The sequence below is a fragment of the Modestobacter sp. L9-4 genome, assembly GCF_019112525.1.
GTDB lineage: Bacteria > Actinomycetota > Actinomycetes > Mycobacteriales > Geodermatophilaceae > Modestobacter.
The window spans coordinates 193,262-210,562 of the sequence record NZ_CP077800.1 but is presented as its reverse complement, the minus strand read 5'-3'; the positions used below and the strand labels follow the sequence as shown (position 1 = coordinate 210,562).

Here is a 17,301-nt window from a genome sequence, read left to right as displayed (position 1 = left end):
ATGCCGGACTCATCCGGCCTGCGGCTCCCGGTAGGCGAGTCGCAGCCGGGTGGTCCGGCCGTCGCGGACGCTGTGCAGCCAGGCCATGGCCGGTGGGCAGTGGTCGGGGGCGTCGGACGGGTTGAGGAAGTCGGTCTCCCAGACCATCAGGCCCCGGCTCGCCGCCGCGTGGCGCAGCCGGAGCCCGACGCCGGCGCCCTGGGTGTGGTCCCGAGCGGCGAGCAGGCTGTCCCGGTCGCCCGGCTGCCGGCCGGGCAGCACGACCGTCGCGTCGGGGTGGTACCGCTCGCGCAGGACCTGCTCGTAGTGGTCGCTCAGGCTGGCCGCGATCGTCTCCTCGGCCTGGCTGCGGCTGGCCTCCGCGGCCCGTCCGGCGTCCGGATGGGCCGCGCTCGCGCTGCGCTGCAGGGCACCGGTCAGGGCCCGCCGCCCGTCCCGCAGCCGGCTGCGCACCGTGTCCACCGGGACGCCGCACAGCTGCGCGATCTGCTGGTAGGACGACCAGTCGCTGAAGTACCGCAGCACCACGACCTCCCGGACCGGTTCGGCCAGCTCCGACACCGCCTGCTGCACCCAGTCGCCGGTGGCTGCCCGCTCCAGCACCGCGGCCGGTCCCAGCGCCGGATCGGCGGGCAGCAGCAGCTCCGGTTCGGCGACTGGGGTGGCCCGCCGGGTGCGCACCAGCATCAGGCAGCTGGTGCGCACGATGGACCGCAGCCACGGGCCGGCCGCGTCCGGGTCGCGGAGCTGGGGCAGCTTGCGGAGGGCGACCAGCAGGGCGTCCTGGACCGCGTCGTCCACCTCGTCGACGTAGCCGAGCGTGGCGATGGCGACCGCCCGCAGGCTCGCGGCGTGCTGCTGGACGAGCACGGCGAAGGCCTGGGTGTCGCCCTGCTGGGCGGCGTGCACCAGCGCGGCGTCCGACAGGTCCGCCGGTGCCCGGTGCGGGGTGGGCAGCAGGGACGTCGTCATGGCGGGCTGACCTCCTCCGGGGGACGGGTGCGCGATTTCCGTGCGCGCCCGTCATCCCACGCCTGCCCACCCCGGGCGCGCATGCGTGTCCCCCCCGGGGTCTCGCGTGGCGGCTCGTCGGGGCCGGTCGCCCCTGTCTCCTCCCGCCACCCTGTCCTGCCACGGCCCGGTGGTCGTCGCCCAGCGGCCCGACCGGGACGTCGCGGGACGGTGCGCGTCAGCCCCGCCGGGTGGCCCGCACGACGACGTCGTGGAGGGTGACCGTCCGCCCGCCGGGGCCGCTCATCGTGCGCTGCGGCTCCTCGGCGGTGACGACGTCCCACCCGACGGCGTCCAGGCGCGCGACCACGGCGGCCGCGGTGACCGACGCCTCGGCCGGGTGGTGGCCGTGCCCGTGCTGGGGTCCGCCCGCGGTGTGCAGGTGCCCGACCACCAGCAGGGTCCCGCCCGGGGCGACCCAGCCGGCGACCCGGTCGTAGAACTCCAGCTGGGGCATCGCGGGGTGGGCGTAGTGGGTGGTGACCAGGTCGAAGCCGGCCTCCGGGGCCCAGTCGACCAGGTCGGCCTCCACCCACCGCACCCGGTCGGCGACACCGCCCGCCGTGGCGCGGTCGGCGGCCCGGGCCAGGGCCTCGGCCGAGATGTCGGCCGCGGTGACCTGCCAGCCGTGACCGGCCAGCCACACCGCCTCCGCGCCCTCGCCGCACCCGGCGTCCAGGGCCGTGCCCGGCACCAGGCCGTCGAGCTCCGCGACCAGGTACGGGTTGGGCGGGGTGGCGGCTCCTGCCCGATCCTGCCAGTGCTGCTGCCAGTACGCCCGGTCGAACTCGTGGTCGGTCGGGGTCTGCTCGGTCAAGAGGGCCTCCTCGTCGGTGTCCACGACCATGACGGGCGTCCCGTCCCACCGCAACCGTCCTTGCCGCAACGGCAAGGACGCGCGACGACACACAGCAGGACGGCCCGTCCGGCCGCAGGATGGCGGGATGACGGCGGACGAGCGGACCCACGACCTGGTCCTGTACGGCGCCACCGGCTTCGTGGGCCGGCTGACCGCCGCCCACCTGGCCGAGCACGCGCCGCCGGGCACCCGGATCGCGCTGGCGGGTCGCTCCCGTGAGCGGCTGGCGGAGGTGCGCGCGGGACTGCCCGGCGCGGCCCGCGACTGGCCGGTGCTCGTGGCCGACTCCAGCGACCCCGCGTCGCTGACCGCGCTCGCCGCGCAGACGCGGGTGCTGGTCAGCACGGTCGGGCCCTACCTCCGGCACGGGCTGCCCGTGGTCGAGGCCTGCGCCCGGGCCGGCACCCACTACGCCGACCTCACCGGGGAGGTGCTCTTCGTGCGGGAGGCGATCGACCGCGTCGACGCCGTCGCCCGGGAGACCGGTGCCCGGATCGTGCACGCCTGCGGGTTCGACTCCGTCCCCTCCGACCTCGCGGCCCTGATGCTGGCCGACCGGGCGGCCGCCGACGGCGCCGGCGGGCTGCGCGACGTCCGGCTCGTGGCCACCGTCCGCGGCGGCTTCAGCGGGGGCACCATCGACTCCGGGCGCGCCCAGCTGGACGCCGTGGGCCGGGACCGCTCGCTGCGCCGGCTGGTCGCCGACCCCTTCGCCCTCAGCCCCGACCGGGACGCCGAGCCCGACACTCCGCAGCCCCCGACCGCGGCACCCCCCGCCCGCGACCCGGACGGCCGGTGGACCGCGCCGTTCGTCATGGCGTCGTTCAACACCCGGGTCGTCCGGCGCAGCAACGCGCTGCAGGACTGGCGGTACGGCCGGTCGTTCAGCTACGGGGAGGTGATGGGCACCGGGCGGGGCCTGACCGGTGCGGTCACCGCGGCCGGCCTGACCGCGGCACTCGCCGGGGCCTACGGTGCGCTCTCCTTCGCCCCGGCCCGCGGTGTGGTCGACCGCCTGCTGCCCGCGCCGGGCAGCGGCCCGAGCGAGGAGGTCCGGCGGAAGGGGTGGTTCCGGATGGTCGTCGACGCCGGGACCGAGGACGGCCGGCGCTACCGCGCGACCGTCGCCGGCCGGGGCGACCCGGGGTACTCCGCCACCGCGGTGATGCTGGGGGAGAGCGCCCTGGCCCTGGCCCTGGACGGCGACGGGCTGCCCGACCGGGCGGGCTCGCTCACGCCGGCCACCGCCCTGGGGGAGGTGCTGGTGGAGCGGCTGCGCTCGGCCGGCCACGAGTACGGGGTGGTGTCACTGGCGTCGGGGCCGGGAGGCCGCTGAGCGACACCCCGGTCACCTGCTCGACCGTCAAGTGACCGGGGTGTCCTCGCCGGAGCCCTCGGGCGACCCCGGCTGACCTGCTCCGCCGCCTGGTGCGTCGGGTGACCGGGTCGCTGTGGCCTGGTCGGTCCGGACAGCTGCCGGCTCGATCCGGCCGGCTGCCGGCTCGGCCTGCGTCCCCGCCGGCTCGCCCTGCGTCCCCGCCGGCTCGATCCGGCCGGCTAGCGGCTCAGCCCGGGTGGCCGCGAGCTCGGCCGGGGTCCCTACGGGCTCGGGCCGGGCGGTTGCCAGCTCGGCTCGGGCGGCAGCGAGCTCGACGCGGGCGGCCTCCGCCTCGGCGCGGGCGGCCTCCGCCTCGGCGCGGGCGCGGTCGCGGGCCTCCTCGGCCTGCAGGCGGTCGTGGCGGGCGTCCTCCGCGCTGCGCTCGGCTCGTTCGGCGCGTGCCTCCTGGGTGCTCGCGCGGTCGGTCGCGGCCTCGGCCCGGGCGTCGGCCGCCTGTGCCCGGCTCTCGGCGGCGGCGGTCTCCAGCCGGGCGGTCGTCTCGGCCAGCTCGGCCCGGCCGGCGGCCCGGGCGGCATCGGCCCGGGAGCGATCCGCCTCCGCCTGCGCGGCGGCCGTCTCCGCGCGGGCGGCCTGCTCGGCGGCCAGCGCCTGGTCACGGGCGGCCTCGGCGGCGGACGCCCGGTCCTCGGCCGCTGCGGCGTCGGCGAGTGCGCGGGCACGGGCCTCCTCCGCGCGGGCGGCCTCGGCGCGGGCGGTGCCGGTCTCACGTTCGGCGGCCTCTCGCTGCCCGTCGGCGTCCTGGCGTGCCTGCTCGGCGCCGGCGGCCGCCACCGTGGCCGCCTCGGCCTCGGTCCGTGCCTGTTGTGCTGCCCGCTCCGCGGTGACGGTGGCCGCCAGGGCCGCGGCGGCCCGGTCCTCGGCGGCGGCGGTCGCGGTCCGGGCGGCGGACGCGTCGGCGTCGGCCCGTGCCGCGGCCTCGAGGGCCTCCCGCGTCGCCTTCTCCGCGACCGCGCGCACCCGGTCGGCCAGGGCGGCGCGCTGGTCGGCCTCGGCGATCTCGCGCCGGGCGTCGGTGCGCACCGCCGCCCGCTCGGCCTCCAGCAGCTCGGCGTCCGCGGCCCGGGTCAGCGCGTCCTGCGCCCGGTCGACCTGCTCGGTGATGGCCGTCAGCGTCGAGCGCAGCCGGTCGGCCACCTCGAGGAGCGTCTCGCCGGTGCGGGGCGACGGTGCCGGGGGAGGGGTCCCAGGGGAGGCCGGTGCCCGGTCGGCCGCCTGGCTGCGGCGGGCGGCGAAGGCGGTCGTGCGGTTGTGACCGGGGAGTGCGCAGTAGGACGACCGCCCGCCTGTCGCCGGGGGAGGAGCCACCGGCCGGTCGCAGCCGGGATAGGCGCAGGTGGTCTCCGGGGCGGTCATGCGGCCATCGTGCGCTCGTTCGTCCGTCAATGCACGCTCATTAGACGAACGGACGGACGGCCGTCATGCGTCGATGGCTGGCTCAACGGCAGACAGCACTCCATAATCAACTGTTATGGAGCGTTCATCCGCAGTGACGACAGATGCACTTGCGACCACCCATGAGGTGGTCCGGCGTCGCTCGGAGACGCGCACCGGGACGCAGCCGGACGCGCACCCCGCCGACGGGGGACTGGTGCTGCCCGGCGACGTCGAGTCCGTGGGCCGCTACCTGGACGCGGCGAAGGCGGAGTCGACGCGGCGGGCGTACGAGGCGGACTTCCGGGCGTGGTCGGACTGGGCCGCTCAGCGCGGCTTCACCCCGCTGCCGGCCGCGGACGCCGCGGTGGCGGCCTACCTCGCTGCGCTCGGCGACGCCGGCGCCAGCCCGCGCACCATCGCCCGGCGGCTGTCCGGGATCGGGCACGCCCACCGCGAGGCCGGGCACCCCAGCCCGTCGGAGCACCCCGGCACCCGCGAGGTGCTGCGCGGCATCCGCCGGGCGGCGGCCCGCAGCGGACGGCGTCCGAAGAAGGCCCGTGCACTGGACACCCAGACCATCCGCGCGCTCGTCGAGGACCTGCCCGAGGGGCCCGCCGGGCTGCGCGACCGGGCGCTGGTGCTCACCTCCTTCGCCCTCGGCCTGCGGGCCTCGGACGCCTGCGGCCTGGACGTCACCGACCTGGCCCCGGCCGGGCACGGCGGCCTCGACGTCACCGTGCGGTTCTCCAAGACCGACCAGGAGGGCGCCGGGGAGGTGCTGGCCCTCGCGCCCGGGGTGCGGGTGCAGACCTGCCCGGTGCGCGCGCTGCAGGCCTGGGTCGAGGCGGCCGGGCTGGAGTCCGGCCCGCTGTTCCGCAGTGTCGGGCGCGGCGCGGCACCGCGGATCGGCCGAACCCGGATGGCGCGGTCGTCGGTGCGGCTGGTGCTGTTGCGGGCGGCCGAGCGGGCCGGCGTCCCGCTGGAGGGGCTCAGCCCGCACAGCCTCCGCCGGTCCTTCGCCACCGAGGGCTACAAGGCCGGGGTCAGCGAGCGCGAGCTGGCCCGCACCGGCCGGTGGGCCTCGGTCACCACCCTGCGCGGCTACGACGCCAGCAGCCGCTGGGCGGCCCCGGCGTCCGCCCGGCTGGGCCTCTGACGCCACCCGCCCCGGGGGTCCGGGGGTCCTGGTCGGGACGGGTGGCGGTGGTGGACCGGCCCCACGACCCGGACCCGGCCGCCACCGTGCTGCTCGCCGCCGCGGCGACGGCGCCCGGGGTCACGGGGCGCCGTCGGCCGCGGTGCTCAGCGGACCGCGGCGCTGGCCCGTGCGGCCCGGCGGGTGGCCTGCTGCGCGCGCCGGTTCCACCGGCGAGCGGCGATGATCCGGCGAGCGCGCGCGTCCGGGGACGCGCCGGGCAGCGACCCGGGACGGTCGGGAGCGGTGGTCATCGGCTCAGGCCTCCGCGTAGGTGATGCTGCCGTCGGCCTGGACCGCCACGACCAGCGCGAGCGTGTCCGATGCGTCCTCCACGTTCGTCGCCACGCAGGGCAGCGGCGTCCGTGTGCCGTCGACCAGGACGCGCCGCTCGTCGGTGCCGCAGGCGGCGGTGACCGCCAGCCCGTGGTCGGTGGCGAGCTGGTCGGCGAGCATCTGCTCGACGTCGTCCAGCCGCACGATCTCGTCGTCGAGCTGGAACCGGACGTTGCCCTCGGCGTCCTGCTGCCGGACGGTGTACGTCACCGGCTGGCCGTCGAGCTGCGCGGTGCAGGTGAAGGCGCCGCCGGCCTCGGCGGTCACCCCCGTCGGGCAGTCGACGTCGGTGGCGGCCGCCCCGGCCTGCAGCCCGGTCTCGGTGACGATCCGCTCCTCGACGACAGCGGTGTCCAGGGTCGGCTCCCCGAACAGCAGGAGCGCTCCGCCGGCCAGGGCGGCGACGGCGAGGGTCGTGCCGGCGACGGCCGCGACGACCCGACCGGTGCGGCGGCGCGGCGGGGGGACGGGTGCCCGACCGGGCGCCCACGGTGGTGCGGGGAACGGTGCGGCGGGCTCAGCGGCCGTCGTGGCCGTGGTCGGGGGGACGTGCGTTCCGGGTGCCATGCTCTCTCTCCTGGTCGGTGGGCAGGACCACCGTGGTGGAGCGGCCTTGCGCGCGGCTTGTCCCCGCCTTGCGCACCGGAGGGTCGGTCGTCCCACCGGCCAGCTCGCCGACCAGCGTGCAGGCCGCGGTGAGGTCCAGGAGCTCGCCCTCGGCGAGGCCGTCGGCGTACTCGGCCGGGTCGAGCGCGGCGCGGGTGGCCTCGACGTAGCGCCGGCCGTCCACCGGGTCCATCCGCAGCGGGTCGTAGCCCACCCGGCGTGCCGCGGCGTCCACGGCACCGAGCAGGACGGCGGCGGACCGCGCTCGGCCGCTGACGGTGGCCGCGCCCACGGACGCGAGCAGCCCGGCCAGGGTCCCGGTCACGTCGCCCTCCGGGTGCGTGACCTCGACCATCCGGCGCAGCGCGTCGAGGGCCTCGGGACCCCGGCCGACGTCGACGAGTGCCTTGGCCCGCACCCACAGGGCGGAGGACCGCGCCCACGAGTGGCCCAGCGCCAGCGCCAGTGACTCCGCCTCCGCCAGTCGTGCCAGCGCCCCGGCGGTGTCCCCGGCGACCCGCGCGAACTGCCCGAGGGTCATCGCGATCTCCGCCTGCACCCACTGGATGCCCGAGGCGTGGGCGAGCTCGAGACCACGGGCGATGTCCCGGGCCGTCTCCCCGTCCGGGTCGGGCTGACCGAGCAGGGCCCGGACGAACCCGCGCAGCACGAGGGCCAGGGGGAGCACCCCGTCACGCTCGTCGGCGAGCGCGACGATCTCGTTGGTGCGTGCCCAGATCGAGGCGACGTCCCCGGACAGGTAGGCCAGCAGGGCATCACCCAGCAGGCCGCCGCTGCGCACCGCGGGCGGGACACCGGGGACGGCGAGCGCCGCGGCCAGCCAGCGACGGCCCTCCTGGACGTGCCCGCGCCGGTACCACCACCAGCTCAGCGCCGAGGCCGTCCGCAGGGCCAGCTCGCCCTGCCCGGTGGCCGTGGCATGGGCCAGGGCGGCCCGCAGGCCGGGCTGCTCGGCGTCGAGCCGGCGGGCGCCGGCGGTCCACCCGGGCCCGCGCAGCGTCGGCTCCAGCCGCTCGGTGAGCGCCAGGACGTGGGCGGCGTGTCGGTCCCGCAGCCGCCGGGCCGCCCCGGCGTCCAGCGACTGCTCCGCGTACTGGCGGATCGTCTCCAGCACCCGGTAGCGGCCGGCCCCGCGGTCCAGCTCGACGAGGGACTTGGCCACCAGCCCGCGCAGCAGTCCCAACGTCGTCCCGCCGACGTCCTGGCCGGCGACGGCGTCCACCGCGTCGGGCGAGAAGCTGCCGGGCAGCACCGAGACCGCCTGGAGGACCGTGCGCTCCTGGACGGAGAGCAGGTCCACGCTCCAGGCCACCGTGGCCGCCAGGGTGCGCTGACGGGGGCGCGCCGACCGCCACCCCCCGGACAGCAGCGTGAACCGCTCGTCGAGGCGGCCCGCGACCTCGGCCAGCGGCAGGGTGGTCAGGCAGGCAGCGGCCAGCTCGACGGCCAGGGGCAGACCGTCGAGGGCGGCGCACAGTGCACGGACCTGCGCCAGCTCCTCCGCGGTCGGCTCGGCCAGCGAGGGGACGGTGAGCCGGGCACGGTCGAGGAACAGCTGCTCCGCGTCGCTGCCCGGTCCGCCGGCGGGCAGGGGGCCGCACAGCAGCAGGGCCTCACCGGGCAGGGCCAGCGGTTCGCGGGAGGTGGCCAGGACCCGGAGGCCGGGACAGTGGGGGAGCAGCGCGGCGCACAGCTCGGCCGCGGCGGCCACCACGTGCTCGCAGTTGTCCAGCACGAGCAGCAGCGAGCGGTCGCGCAACGCGGTCCGGATCGCCCCGACCGGGTCCCCGCTGGTGAGGCTGACGCCCAGCACGGTGGCCACCTGCGCGGGGACCAGGTCGGCGTCCTCCACCTCGGCCAGCTCGACGAGCACGGCCGGTGGCGCGTCCGCCGGTCGCCGGCGGGCGGCCTCCAGGGCGAGCCGGGTCTTGCCGGCGCCGCCGGGGCCGACCACGGTGGTGAGCCGGCGGTCGGCCAGGGCCCGCGCCAGGGTCGCCAGTTCCCCGGCGCGCCCGATGAAGGTGGTCAGCGGGGTCGCCAGGGGGTCCAGCGGTGCGGGTGCGGACGGTCCCGCCGGGCGCTGGACGCCGTCGGGGCGCCGGGGCCGGTCGGTGCTCGGTGGGGCCAGGCCCGGGTCCTGGCGGAGGATCCGCTGGTACAGCGACTGGAGCGGCCGGCCGGGGTCGACCCCGAGCTCCTCGGCGAGCAGTGCGCGGCCCTCGGCGTGCACGGCCAGCGCCTCCGCCTGCCGGCCGGCCCGGTACAGCGCGAGCATGAGGGAGGCCCGCACGCCCTCGCGCAAGGGGTCGGTGGCCAGCAGCTCGCGCAGCTCGTCGACGACCTCGACGTGCCGGCCCAGCCGGAGGTCCAGCTCGGCGGCCAGCTCCCGGGCGTCGATCCGGAGCCGGCCCAGGCGCTCGCACTCCGCGGTGGCGAAGGCGGCCGCGACGTCGGCGTACGCCGGGCCGCGCCACAACCCGAGTGCCTCGCCGACGGTCGACCGGGCGGCGGCGACGTCGTCCTGCTCGGCGAGGTCGCGCGCGGCCCGCAGCAGCCGGACGAAGCGCACCGCGTCGACGGCCGCGGGGTCCACCGCGATCGCGTACCCCGGTGGCCGGGTGACCAGGACGGTCCACCTGCCGGGGACGGCGTCCGGTTCCAGCTCGCGCCGCAGCCGGGAGACCACCGCCGGCAGCGTCGTGGCGACCGACGGCGGTGGCTGCCCGCTCCAGACCCGGTCGACCAGCACGTCGACGGGGACGACGTCGCCGGGGTCGACGAGCAGGGCCGCCAGCACCGCGCGGTGACGGGCCGTGCGGCAGGGCAGGAGGTGACCGCCCCGCCAGGCCTGGACCGGGCCGAGGACTCCGAAGGAGGTCCCGTCCACCCGCGGCAGCCTAGGGTCGCGGCGCCCTCCGTGGGGCGGTCCGCGGTCCCGGCCCGGCCGCCGGTGACGGCGGGGCCGGGCGACGGCCGGGTGCCCGCTGCCCCGGGCCGGGTCCGCGGCCGGGGGCCACCGGGTCGACGTCGCGGGCGGCCCGGGGCCGGCTGCCGTCGGGACGGGTCAGGAGGCGGTGTCCACCGCCACCGGTGTCCCGGCGGCACGGCGGCGGCGTGCCATGAGCGTGAGGTGCCCGCTGACCGCCACGTAGAACACCAGGTACCCCAGCGACACGGCGACCACCACGGGGTTGACGTCCGGGTACTGCACCAGCAGCACCGCGTAGGTGCCGATCCAGACGGCGGTGAGCGCCAGGCTCAGCGTCCGCAGCGTCCTGGTCCGGGACGGGTACAGGTAGTGGACCGGCACGAAGACCAGCACCGAGCACACCACCAGGACGGCGGCCACGGTGCCGCGGCCCAGGTCCAGGACGATCACGTAGAAGGCGACGACGTTCCAGTAGCTGGGGAACCCGAGGAAGGCGTGCTCCTCGGTCTTGGCGTCCGTCCGGCAGAACTGGTAGCAGGACGCCAGCAGCGGCAGCGCGGCCAGCACGTACCCCGGCAGTCCGTCGGGCAGCGCCCCCGTCGTCCAGAGCAGGACGACCGGGGCGAAGACGTAGGTCAGGTAGTCGACGATGTCGTCGAGCCGGGCCCCGTCGAACCAGGTGATCGTCTCCTTGACGCGGGCGGCGCGGGCGAGCATCCCGTCGGTGCCGTCGACGACGAGGGCGGCCAGGCCGATCCACAGGGCCGTGACCGCCTCGCCGTCGAGGGCGGCCAGCACGATGAGCAGGGCCAGCACGGAACCGCTCGCGGTGTAGACGTGCACCGCCCAGCCAGCCAGGCGTCGGCGCAAGGTGGGCCCCTCTGTGGTCGCGGAGTGGGAGGGACGGCAGCCCGGGGGGCGCCGTGCTCCCATGACCTTTCCACGTCCGCGGCTCTCGGGCCGCTCGACGTCCGTCCCGCCGTGTCGTCCGCGCCGGTGGCGGCACCCCCGCGACTCGCGACCGTCACGTGCACAGGGCACAGTGACGCGACCCGATCGACCTCCGACCTCCGAGACGAGGAGGGCCCGTGGACTCCACGACCCAGCAGAACGACACCTCGCTCACCGACTTCGGCTACACCCAGCAGCTGGACCGCAGGATCGGCCGGTTCGCCAGCTTCGCCGCCGGCGTCAGCTACATCTCGATCCTGACCGGCACCTTCCAGCTCTTCTACTTCGGTTACGGCGCGGGCGGCCCGTCCTACGTCTGGTCCTGGCCGGCGGTGTTCATCGGCCAGCTGATGGTGGCGCTGTGCTTCGCCGAGCTGGCCGCGCGCTACCCGATCGCCGGCTCGCTCTACAACTGGACCAAGCGGCTGGGCAGCCGGACGACGGCCTGGATGGCCGGCTGGATGATGCTGACGGCCTCGATCGTCACCCTGTCGGCGACCGTGCTGGCCTACCAGATCACCCTGCCGCAGCTGTGGTCCGGCTTCCAGGTCGTGGGCGACGGCACCGGCACCTACGACGTGGCCGTCAACGCCGTCGTGCTGGGCAGCGGGCTGATCCTCTTCACGACCCTGGTCAACGCCTTCGGGGTGAAGCTGATGGCGCGGATCAACAGCATCGGGGTCTTCATCGAGCTCGTCGCCGCCGTGCTGATCATCGTCATCCTCGCGGTGCACGCCGTCCGCGGACCGGGTGAGGTCCTCACCCAGACCGCCGGCCGGGGCGAGGGGCAGCAGCTGGGCTACCTGGGCGCCTTCCTGGTCGCCGCGCTGGCCTCGGGCTACGTCATGTACGGCTTCGACACCGCCAGCTCCATGGGGGAGGAGACGATCGACGCCCGGCGCACCGCACCCCGGGCGATCATCCGGGCGATCACCGCCTCGTTCGTCCTCGGCGGGCTCATCCTGCTGTTCGGCCTGATGTCGGTGCAGGACCTCGGCGACCCGCAGCTGTCCTCCTCGACCGGCGGGCTGCAGTACGTGCTGCTGTCGGCGGCCGGGGGCGGGCTGGGCAAGGTCTTCCTGCTCTGCATCGCCATCGCCATCACGGTGTGCTGCCTGGCGGTGCACACCGCGACGGTCCGGATGATGTTCGCGATGGCGCGGGACAACAACCTGCCCTTCGCGGCCCGCCTCGCCCGGGTGGACCCGAAGCGCCGGACCCCGGTCCTGCCCGCCGTGCTCATCGGGGTGCTGTCGATCGCGATCCTGGTGGTCAACATCCGGCAGCCGCAGATCTTCACCGCCGTCACCAGCATCGCGGTGGTCATGATCTACGTGGCCTACCTGCTGGTCACCGTGCCGATGCTCATCGCCCGGCTGCGCGGACGGTGGCCGCTGCCGGCCCCGGCGGACGGCGCCCGGCACTTCTCGCTGGGCCGCTGGGGCCTGCCGGTCAACGTGCTGGCCGTGCTGTGGGGCGGGGGCATGGCGCTGAACCTGGCCTGGCCGCGCAGCGAGGTCTACAACGCCACCGATCCGCACCACTGGTACCTGCAGTGGGCCGCGTTCGTCTTCATCGGCGCCATCGCCGCGGTCGGGCTCGCCTACTACCTGCTCCGGCAGCGGCACCGGACCGGCGTCCTGGCCGAGCACGCCGCCTGACAGCACGAAGGGCCGGGGCCGGGGCGCGGTCGACGCCCCGGCCCTGCCGCGGCCCGGTCAGCCGCGGGCGCGCAGCCGGGCGGCGACCGGGGCCCAGGCCGACCGGACCCGGCGGCGCAGGGCGGCGGCCCGCCGCAGCGCCGGCGCGAAGAGCCGGGCCAGTGACCGTCCCAGCCGTGCGGCCGCCCCTCCGACCGCCGCGGTCGCCGCCTCGAGCCGGCGCACCCACGGCCGGGCCCGCAGCAGCCACCGCCGGGCCCACCTGCCGACCACGGCCACGACCGGGCGGGCACGCCGCACCAGCCAGCGCCCGGACCGGCCCAGCCCCCGGACCATGACCAGGAGCACCCGGCGGTTCAGCCAGGCCCAGGCCCGGCGCGGCCCCCGCAGCACCGGGGCCAGCAACCGCACCAGCGTCCGGCCCGCCGGACCCAGCGCCCGTACGAACGCCCGCAGCGCCCGGCCGGCGCCGCGGGCCACGGCCGACGTCCCTACGTCGACGGTGCCGAGCAGCCAGAGCCCGGCCCGTGCCAGCCCCTGCAGGACGAGCCAGCCGGTGGCCAGCAGCCACACCGCGGCGCGTCCCGGCCAGCCGCGGGCGCGCGGGACGTCGTGGGGGCGGGTGACCATACGGACCTCCTGCTGGCTCAGCGGAGGAACGGACGGCGGAGGTGCGCGGGTTCCCCTGCTCGCGGAGGTCGTGCGCCGGTCCTGTCCCGTCGGGGAGCCGACGGGACAGGACCAGCTGTCAGCGCGTGCCGGCGAAGTCCGCCGGGGTGAACTTGCCCTTCGACAGCCGGTTCTCGATCTGCTCCAGGCTGCGGCCGGTGAGCTCGGGCATCTTCCGGTAAAGGAAGACGAACCCGGCGACGTTGAACGCGGCGTAGAGCCAGAAGGTCTGGCCGGTGCCGATCGTGTCGATGATGGTCAGCAGCGACAGGGTGATGAGCAGGTTGGTGCCCCACAGCGACGCCGACTGGGCGGCAGCTCCCGCCTCGCGGGTGGCCAGTGGGTAGATCTCCGAGCCGGTGAGCCAGCCCATCAGCTGGATGCCGCCGGCGGTGAAGGCCATGAAGGCGATGAGCGTGGCGATGATGTAGGGCACCTGCGCCTTGCCGGCGTGGTCGGTGACGAAGAAGGTGCCCAGCACGATGAGCGACAGCGCCGCCCCCGGGAGGGTGAGCAGCGTCAGCCGCCGCCGGCCGACGCGGTCGATGATCGCCAGCCCGATCAGCTGGGTGATGAGGTAGGTGGCGCCGAGACCGACCGACACCCGCAGCGCCACGGTGTTGGAGAAGCCGTTGTCGGTGAGGATCGTCGGGGAGTAGTAGACGATCATCTCGATGCCCGACAGCTGGGTGAAGACCGCCAGCCCGCACCCGACGATCAGGGCCGGCCGCACCCAGCGCTCGCGCAGGCCGCGCCAGCCGCTGGTGCTCGCGCTCGTCTCCGCCTCGACCAGCTCGTTGATGTCGTGCAGCTCGCCGGAGACGTCACTGCCCTTCGGGCGGACCCGCTCGAGGGCCTGCCGGGCCTCGTCCTCGCGGCCGGCCTTGACCAGCCAGCGCGGGCTGTCGGGCAGCCGCAGCATCAGCAGGAACATCAGCGCGCTGGGTACGGTGGCCGCACCGATGGAGATCCGCCAGTCGACGCTCTCGCTCGCCCCGATGATGGTGGCGATGAGGATGCCGACGCCGATGGCGATCTGGAAGAACAGCACCAGGCGCCCGCGGTACTTGCTGGGGGCCAGCTCCGCCACGTAGGTCGGGGCGGTCTGGGTGGCCCCGCCGACGGCGAAGCCGAGCACCACGCGGGCTAGGGACAGCAGTACCGGGTTCGGCGCCAGGGCGGCCCCCGCCGACCCGAGGACGAACACGACGCCGACGATCAGCAGCGTCTTGCGGCGGCCGAGCCGCTGGCTGAGCCGGCTGCACGCGAGGGCGCCGATGACCGCACCGGCCAGGATGGAGGCCGCGATCACCTGCTCCCAGCCGCTGCCGATGCCGAACTCGTCGCTGATCTGCAGCAGCGCGCCGGAGATGATGCCGGTGTCGTAGCCGTAGAGCAGGCCGGAGATCGCCGACACGAGGGCGACGATGACGACCGGACCGGTCAGACCACCGCCGTCGTCGCTGCCGGACGTGCCGGACGGACTGGGCGCTCGGTGCTCGGACGCGGTGATCGGACTCTCCCCGTGATCATGGAACTGTTGCGCTGGTCACCGTACGACCGCCCGCACCAGCCCGCCTGTCCACGCGGGGCCCCTCAGCCGGCGAGCAGGTCCAGCAGCGCCGCGGCGTAGGCCTCGGCCGGTTCGGGCCCGTTGAACCCGCGGGTCACGCCGTCGACCCGCAGCGTCACCCGGTACCCGTCGCCGGTCGGGGCCAGCCCGGCGAAGGCGTCGCCGAGGAGCTCGCGCAGCTGGTGCTCGGCCGGGATCCAGAGCGTCTCGGACTTCTCGACCGAGTCCAGCGCCCACTCGGTGGTGCCGTTGAAGCCGATGACCGGCCCGCCCGGGAACTCGTGCACCTCGACGGTCATGTCCGACAGCACGAACACCTCGTCGTCCATGCCCCGGTCGGAGACGACGAAGCTGTCACCGCGGGCGGGGGTCCACTGCAGCCCCGCCTCGTGCAGGGCGCGGGCCGTGGCGACGGAGAGCACGGCTCACCCTCCGTTCGTGCCGGGTCCGGGGACCCAGGTGTCCTTGGCGCCGCCGCCCTGGGAGGCGTTGACGACCAGGTCACCGGCGGCCAGGGAGAAGCGGGTGAGGCCACCGGGCAGCACGACGGTGCCGGCGTCGGTGCAGAAGGCGTAGGGGCGGTAGTCGACGTGCCGGGGTGCCAGCGCGCCGTCGACGACCGTGGGGTGCGTCGACAGCGCGACCGGTTCCTGCGCGATCCACTCACCGGGTGCGGTCAGGACGGCGGCGCGGGCGCGCTCGAGCTGCTCGGCGGTGGCGCGCGGCCCGATGAGGATGCCCCACCCGCCCGAGCCCGACCGCGGCTTGAGCACCAGCTCGGGCAGCCGGTCCAGCACGGCGGCGCAGGTGGCGGGGTCGCCGAGGTCGTACGCGGGCTGGGAGCGCAGCAGCGGCTCCTCGCCCAGGAAGTGGCGGACCAGGTCCTCGACGTAGGGGAAGGTGCGCTTGTCGTCGGCGACACCGGTGCCGAAGGCGTTGACCACGGTGACCGTGCCGGCACGCAGGGCGGGCAGCAGCAGCTCACCGAGCTCGTTCGGCCGGCCGTCGTCGTCGGTCAGCCGCTCCTCGCTGGTGCGCCGCCACAGCAGGTCCACCCGGCGCCCGTCGGGCAGAAGCAGGTCCTCGCCCCGCACGGTGAGCTGGCCGGGCAGCACGACCGGGGCGTCGACCAGCTCCCCGAAGCGGTCGATCTCCCAGGACACCGCGCTGCGTGGCCCGTCGCCGAGCACCGCCACCACCGGGTCGGGGACGTCGGTGGCGTCGGCGAGCATCCGGCGCATCGCCTCGGCGGCGACCTCGCGCACCGGCACCGGACCGGGCTGCACGCCCAGCCGCGGGGCCACCAGGTCACGGGCGGCCAGGGAGTAGGCCAGCAGCGACGGCGTCCGCACGTTGTCCTCCAGGACGACGAACTCCCCGTCGGCGCCGCGGACGAGGTCGGGACCGGCCATCCCGATCCACCGCCTCGGGGTGGGCAGCCCGGGTGCCAGGTAGCGGTTGGTGTCCAGCACCGCGGCCGGGACGACGCCGGCGCGGACCGCCTCGCGCGGGCCGTGGGCGTCGGCGACGAACGCCTCCAGCGCCCGCAGCCGCTGGTCGACGCCGGCCGCGACGGCGGCCCACTCGGTGCGCTCGAGCACCCGTGGCACCGGGTCGACGGTGAAGGCGTGCGCCTCCCCGGCCGGGCCGTGCTCCAGGCCCAGGTCGGCCGCGGCCCGGGCGACGTCGGCGGCCAGGGCGGTCGGGCCGTACCCGCGGACCGCCTGCAGTGCCGCGGCGGCGTGCGGGCGGTCGGTCCCGTCGGGCAGCAGCGCCTCGTCGAGGCTGGCGCCGTTCACGCCGCGGGGGCCCGGCGTCCGGCCGCGGCGCGCTCGGCGAGGGAGAGGGCGGCGCGGGCGACCCAGCGGCCCTGCCCAGGGTCGGTGACGTCGAAGCCGAACGGCGCGTTGGCCTCCAGCGCGAGCAGCCGCCCGCCAGGCTCGATGAGCACGTCGACGCCCATCAGGCCACCGCCGAGGGCGGCGACCATGCGCTGGGCGAGGGCCGCCAGTTCCGGGGAAGGCTCGTACACCCGCGGGTAGACGGTGCCGTGGGTGACCAGTGCGCCCTCCTCCCGGTCCTTCTCGTAGGCCGCCGAGGTGGTGGTGGGGGTGGCGAAGATGCGCGCGCACGCCGGCTCGGCGACCCACTCCTGCAGCAGCGACGTGCCGCGCCGGTGGCCGCCGGCCGCCTCGTCGGCCCGCCAGCCCTCCTCGACGCGGTGCGCGGCGGCCAGGTCGCCGACCAGCTCGATGTAGCGCGCCCCGTCGCCGAGCGCGGGCTTGAGCACCATCTGCCGGCCGGGCATCGGCCACTCGCGGACCTGCGCGAGATCCCAGGCGGCGGGCTGCGGCAGGCCGGCGGCGGCCCACACGGCGTGGGTGACGAGCTTGTCGGCGGAGGCGACCAGGGCCGCGACCGGGTTGAGCAGCGGGACGCCGGCGGCCTCCAGCAGGGTGGCCAGGGCGAAGGTGGGCGCGTAGGCCACCACCTCCTCGACCAGGACGTGGGCGATCGCCAGGTCGTAGCGGCCCGCGGGAGGGCCGCTGACCGGCCAGTCGGCGGGGATGCGGGCCAGCCGCTCCACCTCCGCGCCCTCGGCCTCCAGCGCCCGCACCCAGGCGGCTGCGTAGCCGGCGTTCTCGTACCAGTCGACGTCGGTCATCACCAGCAGCACGCGCACCACGCCACTGTCCCTGCCCGCCGCGTCCCGCGCA

General features: G+C 76.4%; 15 protein-coding genes. 3 read left to right on the top strand and 12 right to left on the bottom strand.

All coding sequences use genetic code 11. From position 1 onward, the window contains the following. Positions 1–9: 9 nt before the first annotated feature. Positions 10–972 (bottom strand): RNA polymerase sigma factor, encoded by a 963-nt coding sequence (locus KUM42_RS00975; protein WP_237494454.1) that lies wholly within the window; start codon positions 970–972, stop codon positions 10–12. A gap of 217 nt (positions 973–1,189) precedes the next feature. Then, on the bottom strand, positions 1,190–1,828 hold the full coding sequence (locus KUM42_RS00970) for a cyclopropane-fatty-acyl-phospholipid synthase family protein (protein ID WP_237494453.1): 639 nt from the start codon (positions 1,826–1,828) through the stop codon (positions 1,190–1,192). Between the two features lie 127 nt (positions 1,829–1,955). On the opposite strand from KUM42_RS00970, the gene KUM42_RS00965 reads away from it, so the two are divergent. Next, positions 1,956–3,206, top strand: coding sequence for a trans-acting enoyl reductase family protein (locus KUM42_RS00965; RefSeq protein ID WP_237494452.1), 1,251 nt, complete (start codon positions 1,956–1,958; stop codon positions 3,204–3,206). Positions 3,207–3,233: 27 nt separating this feature from the next. Here the strand turns inward: KUM42_RS00965 and KUM42_RS00960 are convergent, their stop codons facing one another. Then, entirely contained in the window at positions 3,234–4,622 is a 1,389-nt protein-coding gene (locus KUM42_RS00960; protein ID WP_237494451.1) for a hypothetical protein, read from the bottom strand. A gap of 166 nt (positions 4,623–4,788) precedes the next feature. Between KUM42_RS00960 and KUM42_RS00955 the strand changes: the two genes are divergently transcribed. Beyond that, on the top strand, positions 4,789–5,799 hold the full coding sequence (locus KUM42_RS00955; RefSeq protein ID WP_237494450.1) for a site-specific integrase: 1,011 nt from the start codon (positions 4,789–4,791) through the stop codon (positions 5,797–5,799). A 146-nt stretch (positions 5,800–5,945) separates the two neighbouring features. Here KUM42_RS00955 and KUM42_RS00950 read toward each other — a convergent pair whose 3' ends face one another. From KUM42_RS00950 to KUM42_RS00935, 4 genes are all read right to left on the bottom strand, one after another. Beyond that, positions 5,946–6,092 (bottom strand): hypothetical protein, encoded by a 147-nt coding sequence (locus tag KUM42_RS00950; protein ID WP_237494449.1) that lies wholly within the window; start codon positions 6,090–6,092, stop codon positions 5,946–5,948. A 4-nt stretch (positions 6,093–6,096) separates the two neighbouring features. Further along, positions 6,097–6,741 carry a DUF4333 domain-containing protein gene (locus KUM42_RS00945; RefSeq protein ID WP_237494448.1) on the bottom strand — a complete coding sequence of 215 codons (645 nt, stop codon included), beginning with the start codon at positions 6,739–6,741 and terminating at the stop codon, positions 6,097–6,099. Continuing rightward, positions 6,692–9,688: a BTAD domain-containing putative transcriptional regulator gene (locus KUM42_RS00940; RefSeq protein ID WP_237494447.1), complete on the bottom strand. Its 2,997-nt coding sequence runs from the start codon at positions 9,686–9,688 to the stop codon at positions 6,692–6,694. The genes KUM42_RS00945 and KUM42_RS00940 overlap by 50 nt, the downstream gene beginning before the upstream one ends. A gap of 177 nt (positions 9,689–9,865) precedes the next feature. Further along, positions 9,866–10,600: a phosphatidylcholine/phosphatidylserine synthase gene (locus KUM42_RS00935; protein WP_237494446.1), complete on the bottom strand. Its 735-nt coding sequence runs from the start codon at positions 10,598–10,600 to the stop codon at positions 9,866–9,868. Positions 10,601–10,818: 218 nt separating this feature from the next. On the opposite strand from KUM42_RS00935, the gene KUM42_RS00930 reads away from it, so the two are divergent. Then, positions 10,819–12,342 carry an APC family permease gene (locus tag KUM42_RS00930; protein WP_237494445.1) on the top strand — a complete coding sequence of 508 codons (1,524 nt, stop codon included), beginning with the start codon at positions 10,819–10,821 and terminating at the stop codon, positions 12,340–12,342. 57 nt (positions 12,343–12,399) lie between these two features. Here KUM42_RS00930 and KUM42_RS00925 read toward each other — a convergent pair whose 3' ends face one another. The 5 genes from KUM42_RS00925 to KUM42_RS00905 form a co-directional block, all read right to left on the bottom strand. Further along, on the bottom strand, positions 12,400–12,972 hold the full coding sequence (locus tag KUM42_RS00925; protein ID WP_237494444.1) for a hypothetical protein: 573 nt from the start codon (positions 12,970–12,972) through the stop codon (positions 12,400–12,402). Between the two features lie 118 nt (positions 12,973–13,090). Beyond that, complete coding sequence (locus tag KUM42_RS00920; protein WP_255557569.1) at positions 13,091–14,440, bottom strand: sugar porter family MFS transporter; 1,350 nt, start codon at positions 14,438–14,440, stop codon at positions 13,091–13,093. Positions 14,441–14,607: 167 nt separating this feature from the next. Further along, a complete protein-coding gene (locus KUM42_RS00915) occupies positions 14,608–15,006 on the bottom strand; it encodes a hypothetical protein (RefSeq protein WP_237494442.1) in 399 nt (132 codons plus the stop codon). Between the two features lie 3 nt (positions 15,007–15,009). Further along, a complete protein-coding gene (locus KUM42_RS00910) occupies positions 15,010–16,383 on the bottom strand; it encodes a circularly permuted type 2 ATP-grasp protein (protein WP_237494441.1) in 1,374 nt (457 codons plus the stop codon). After that, positions 16,380–17,270, bottom strand: a complete 891-nt coding sequence (locus KUM42_RS00905) for a RimK family alpha-L-glutamate ligase (RefSeq protein ID WP_237494440.1) — start codon at positions 17,268–17,270, stop codon at positions 16,380–16,382. Before KUM42_RS00905 ends, KUM42_RS00910 begins: the two co-directional genes overlap by 4 nt. Positions 17,271–17,301: the final 31 nt, after the last annotated feature.

Excerpts from the sequence above, each read along its gene's own strand:
- KUM42_RS00965 (WP_237494452.1), top strand. The coding sequence starts at position 1,956 with ATGACGGCGGACGAGCGGACCCACGACCTGGTCCTGTACGGCGCCACC.
- KUM42_RS00975 (WP_237494454.1), bottom strand. The coding sequence starts at position 972 with ATGACGACGTCCCTGCTGCCCACCCCGCACCGGGCACCGGCGGACCTG.
- KUM42_RS00950 (WP_237494449.1), bottom strand. The coding sequence starts at position 6,092 with ATGACCACCGCTCCCGACCGTCCCGGGTCGCTGCCCGGCGCGTCCCCG.
- KUM42_RS00925 (WP_237494444.1), bottom strand. The coding sequence starts at position 12,972 with ATGGTCACCCGCCCCCACGACGTCCCGCGCGCCCGCGGCTGGCCGGGA.
- KUM42_RS00945 (WP_237494448.1), bottom strand. The coding sequence starts at position 6,741 with ATGGCACCCGGAACGCACGTCCCCCCGACCACGGCCACGACGGCCGCT.
- KUM42_RS00960 (WP_237494451.1), bottom strand. The coding sequence starts at position 4,622 with ATGACCGCCCCGGAGACCACCTGCGCCTATCCCGGCTGCGACCGGCCG.